Origin of the sequence: Streptomyces ossamyceticus (assembly GCF_001418475.1) — a bacterium.
GTDB lineage: Bacteria > Actinomycetota > Actinomycetes > Streptomycetales > Streptomycetaceae > Streptomyces > Streptomyces ossamyceticus.
Genome location: NZ_LIQX01000663.1, coordinates 1 through 4,472 on the forward strand (window position 1 = coordinate 1; position 4,472 = coordinate 4,472).

2 protein-coding genes and 1 pseudogene are annotated in these 4,472 nt (G+C 72.9%); all 3 read left to right on the forward strand.

Translation table 11 applies throughout. The features are described 5' to 3' along the window. Window positions 1-99 precede the first annotated feature (99 nt). Window positions 100-456 (forward strand): annotated as a pseudogene (locus AOK15_RS36050) (chorismate mutase); the annotation flags it as partial. Window positions 457-743: 287 nt separating this feature from the next. Further along, on the forward strand, window positions 744-1,295 hold the full coding sequence (locus AOK15_RS36055; protein WP_055522684.1) for a response regulator: 552 nt from the start codon (window positions 744-746) through the stop codon (window positions 1,293-1,295). 90 nt (window positions 1,296-1,385) lie between these two features. Then, window positions 1,386-3,890 (forward strand): aminopeptidase N, encoded by a 2,505-nt coding sequence (gene pepN, locus AOK15_RS36060; protein ID WP_055522686.1) that lies wholly within the window; start codon window positions 1,386-1,388, stop codon window positions 3,888-3,890. Window positions 3,891-4,472: the final 582 nt, after the last annotated feature.

Genomic DNA, 4,472 nt, shown 5'->3' on the forward strand with positions numbered 1-4,472 from the left:
GGTGTCCGCCGACGACGACCGGCGTCCGCCGCCCCGTGCCCCCGGCTGCCGCCGCCCGCGGCGTGGGACGGCGGACCGGGCCGACGTAGGGTGACGACCATGACCACCAGCGACACCAACGAGGCGAACAGCGGCGCGGCGGCCGGCGAGGTCGACGCCGAGGTGCGGGCCGAGCTGACCCGGCTGCGGGACAGCATCGACAACATCGACGCCGCCGTCGTCCACATGCTCGCCGAACGCTTCAAGTGCACCCAGCGGGTCGGCCACCTCAAGGCCGCGCACCAGCTGCCCCCCGCCGACCCGGCCCGCGAGGCCCAGCAGATCAACCGGCTGCGCGGGCTCGCCGAAAGTGCCAAGCTGGACCCGGCGTTCGCGGAGAAGCTCCTCAACTTCATCATCGCCGAGGTCATCCGGCACCACGAACGCATCGCGGACGACGCACTGAACGGCACCACCGGCGACAACGGCACCACCGGCAACCACGGCACGACCGGCGCACCCGCCACCCACGGCACGACCGGCAGTCACGGAACGGCCGGTACCACCGGCAGCAGCGGCACCACCGGTACCACCGCCAACGGCGCCACCGCCGCCCAGCGGTGACCACGGGGGAGTGACATCCCGCCCTCCAGCGGGCATCCTGCGTGAGCACTCTTCGTCAGACAGTGACTACATGCGGTGAGAAACTCGGATCAAGGCGCCGCCGACCGCGAACCGCCGAGCCGAGCGAGGGGACATGGGCCATGCCGTCGGAAGCCAAGATCCTCATCGTGGACGACCACGAGGACACGCTCTACGCCCTGGAGAGCGCCCTGGCCCCGCTGGGCTACCACCTGACCCGCGCCACCAGCGGCGACGCGGCACTCAAGGAGGTCCTGCGCGGCCAGGTCGGCCTGCTCCTCCTCGACGTGCGCATGCCCGGCGTCAGCGGCCTCGACGTCGTCCGCTACATGCGCGGCGTCGAACAGACCCAGCACATCCCCGTCATCCTCCTCACCGGCTTCGGCCCCGACGCCGAGCTGACCGCCACCGCCTTCCGCCTCGGCGTCGCCGACCTCGTCATGAAACCCATCGACCCCTGGGCGCTGCGCACCAAGGTCCGCTACCTCTTCGACGCCCACGAACGCTCCCACACCCTGGAACGCGAGGTCCGCGAACTGCGCGCCCGCCTCAGGGACCACCAGGACCGCGACGACCACGCCGACCACAAACACGACGACACCGGCGGCCACCTCCCCGCCCAACGGGAGCGCACGGACGACGACGCGCGGGACGGCGCGAACGACCGGGCATAGGCCGCATACGACCGGGCGCGCGGCGCATACGACCGGACATAGGTGGCGTACCCGGCCCGCCCCTGTCCCGTGCCCTGGGCATCAGGCAGCATGTCCCTCATGTCCGTACTGACGCGCGACGAAGCGCATGCCCGTGCCCGACTCCTCGACGTCCACCGCTACGAGATCACCCTCGACCTCACGCGCGGCGACGAGACCTTCGACTCCCGTACCGTCATCCGCTTCACCGTACGGGGAAAGAAAAAGGCCGCGGACACCTTCGTCGAGCTCAAGCCCGCCGACCTGCGCTCCGTCACCCTCGACGGCAAGCCCGTCGACCCCGAGACCCTCGACGGCAACCGCCTGCCGCTCACCGGTCTCACCCCGGGCGAACACGAACTGCGCGTCGACGCCGCCATGCGCTACTCCCGCACCGGCGAGGGCATGCACCGCTTCACCGACCCCACCGACGGTGAGACCTACGTCTACACCCAGCTGTTCATGGACGACGTCCAACGCGTCTTCGCCGCGTTCGACCAACCCGACCTCAAGGCCGTCTTCGACCTGACCGTCACCGCCCCCGAGGGCTGGACCGTCCTCTCCAACGGCATCACCGCCCAGCGGGACGACGGCACCTGGCGCGCCGCCACCACCCCCCTCATCTCCACCTACCTCGTCGCCGTCGCCGCCGGCCCCTGGCACTCCGTCCGCACCGAACACCGCGGCCTGCCCTTCGGCATCCACTGCCGCCGCTCCCTGGCCCCCTACCTCGACACCGACGCCGACGAGATCCTCGACGTCACCCGCGCCTGCTTCGACCGCTACCACGAGAAGTTCGAGGAGCCGTACCCCTTCGACTCCTACGACCAGGCGTTCGTCCCCGAGTTCAACGCGGGCGCCATGGAGAACCCCGGACTCGTCACCTTCCGCGACGAGTTCGTCTACCGCTCCGCCGTCACCGACACAGAACGCCAGACCCGCGCCATGGTCATCGCCCACGAGATGGCCCACATGTGGTTCGGCGACCTCGTCACCCTCAAGTGGTGGGACGACATCTGGCTCAACGAGTCCTTCGCCGAGTACATGGGCTACCAGACCCTCACCGAGGCCACCCGCTTCACCGACACCTGGGTCGACTTCGGCGTCGCCCGCAAGGCCTGGGGCTACGACGCCGACCAGCGCCCCTCCGCCCACCCCGTCGCCCCCGAGAACGTCGACGACACCGCCGCCGCCCTCCTCAACTTCGACGGCATCTCCTACGCCAAGGGCGCCTCCGCCCTGCGCCAGCTCGTCGCCTGGCTCGGCGAGAAGGACTTCCTCGCCGGCATCAACGCCCACTTCACCCGCCACCGCTTCGGCAACGCCACCCTCGCCGACTTCATCGACAACCTCGCCGGCGCCACCGAACGCGACGTCCACGCCTGGGCCGACGCCTGGCTGCGCACCACCGGCGTCGACACCCTCACCCCCAAGGTCACCCGCGGCACCGACAGCACCTACACCCTCACCGTCGACCACGCCGGCACCCGCCCCCACCACATCACCGTCGGCGTCTACGACCGGGACCCCGGCGACGACCAGGGCCACCTCACCCTCCGCGAGAGCCTCGCCCTCGACATCCCGCAGACCGGCGACCAGCCCATCGGCAAACGCCCCGCCCTGCTCCTCCTCAACGACGGCGACCTCACCTACGCCAAGGTCCGCTTCGACCCCGACTCCTTCACCACCGTCACCGGCCACCTCAGCGGACTCCCCGACCCGCTCACCCGCGCCGTCGTGTGGAACTCCCTGCGCGACGCCGTCCGCGACGCCGAACTCCCGCCCACCGCCTACCTGGACGCCGCCCGCACTCACCTGCCCCGCGAGACCGACCTCGCCATCGTCCAGGGCGTCCTCACCTTCGCCACCACCCAGATCGCCGACCGCTTCCTCACCCCCGAGCAGCGCCCCGCCGGGCTGACCACCCTCGCCGCCCTGTGCCGCGACCTCATCCGCCGCACCGAGGACGGCGACAACCCTGGCCTGCGCCTGACCGCCGTACGCCACTTCATCGACGTCGCCGCCCACCCCGACACCATCGCCGCCTGGCTCGCCGACGGCACGGTCCCCGGCGGGCCCGAACTCGACCCCGAGCTGCGCTGGCGGGTCCTCGGCCGACTCGCCGTCCTCGGCGCGGTCGACGCCGACGCGATCGCGGAGGAACTGTCACGCGACCCCAGCGCCACCGGCCAGGAAGGCGCCGCCCGCTGCCGGGCCGCCCTCCCCGAACCTCAGGCCAAGCAGACCGCCTGGGAGGCGATGTTCACCACCGACGACCTCTCCAACTACCTCTTCACCGCCACCGCCCAGGGCTTCTGGCAGCCGGAACAGACGGAACTCCTCCAGGAGTACGTCGACCGCTACTGGGACGACGCGGTCGCGCTCGCCGCCCGACGGGGCCCGGCCATCGCCGAGGCCGCCGGACGCTGGGCGTTCCCGGTGCACACGGTGGACGCGGAAACCCTCGGCCTGGGCGAACGCTGCCTGGCCGAGGCCGCCCCCATCCCGGCCCTGCGCCGAAAACTGGTCGACCAACTCGACGACCTGAACCGCGCCCTGAAGGTCAGGAACGCGTAAGCCCCGCCGGCTCCGCCCCCGGGGCCGCCGTCGGCCCCGAGCCCACACACCCCCGGCCGTGTGCGGCCGGGGCTGCCCGGCCGACGGCGGCATCACCCGCAGGCCGACCCGCCGACGGCCCCGAGGCCACGCGCGTCCGGGCCGGCAGAGGCGCCCCCCCGCAGGCCCAGCCCGGTCGAGGCCCTCAAGCCGCGCCCGGCCGGTCGGGCGCTGCGGGCCGTGGGAGCGCAAAGACCCACCGACAGGCCACCACGCGGGGCCGTCGCCCGGAGACCCGCGCCCTCCGCGCGCCCGCGTCGTGCGTTCGCGCGCCCGGTCCCTGTCGTCGAGCCGCGCGCGCCCGCTCCCGGTCGTCAAGCCGCGCGCGCCCGGTTGTGATCCGCGGGCCGTGCGCGGCCGGTCGCCCGGCCCGTGTCGGCACGCCTCACGTGGCTCGCCGCCCGGTGCCTCGCACCCTGCGGGCCCCCGCCGCCGTGCGCTCGCGCGCGTCCGGTCGCGGTCGTCGAGCCGCGCGCGTCCGGTCGCGGTCGTCGAGCCGCGCGCGCCCGGTTGTGATCCGCGGGGCCGCGCGCGGTCGGTCGC

Bases quoted from the DNA above. Each gene is read 5' to 3' on its own strand.
- AOK15_RS36055 (WP_055522684.1), top strand. From the start codon at position 744: ATGCCGTCGGAAGCCAAGATCCTCATCGTGGACGACCACGAGGACACG.
- pepN (WP_055522686.1), top strand. From the start codon at position 1,386: ATGTCCCTCATGTCCGTACTGACGCGCGACGAAGCGCATGCCCGTGCC.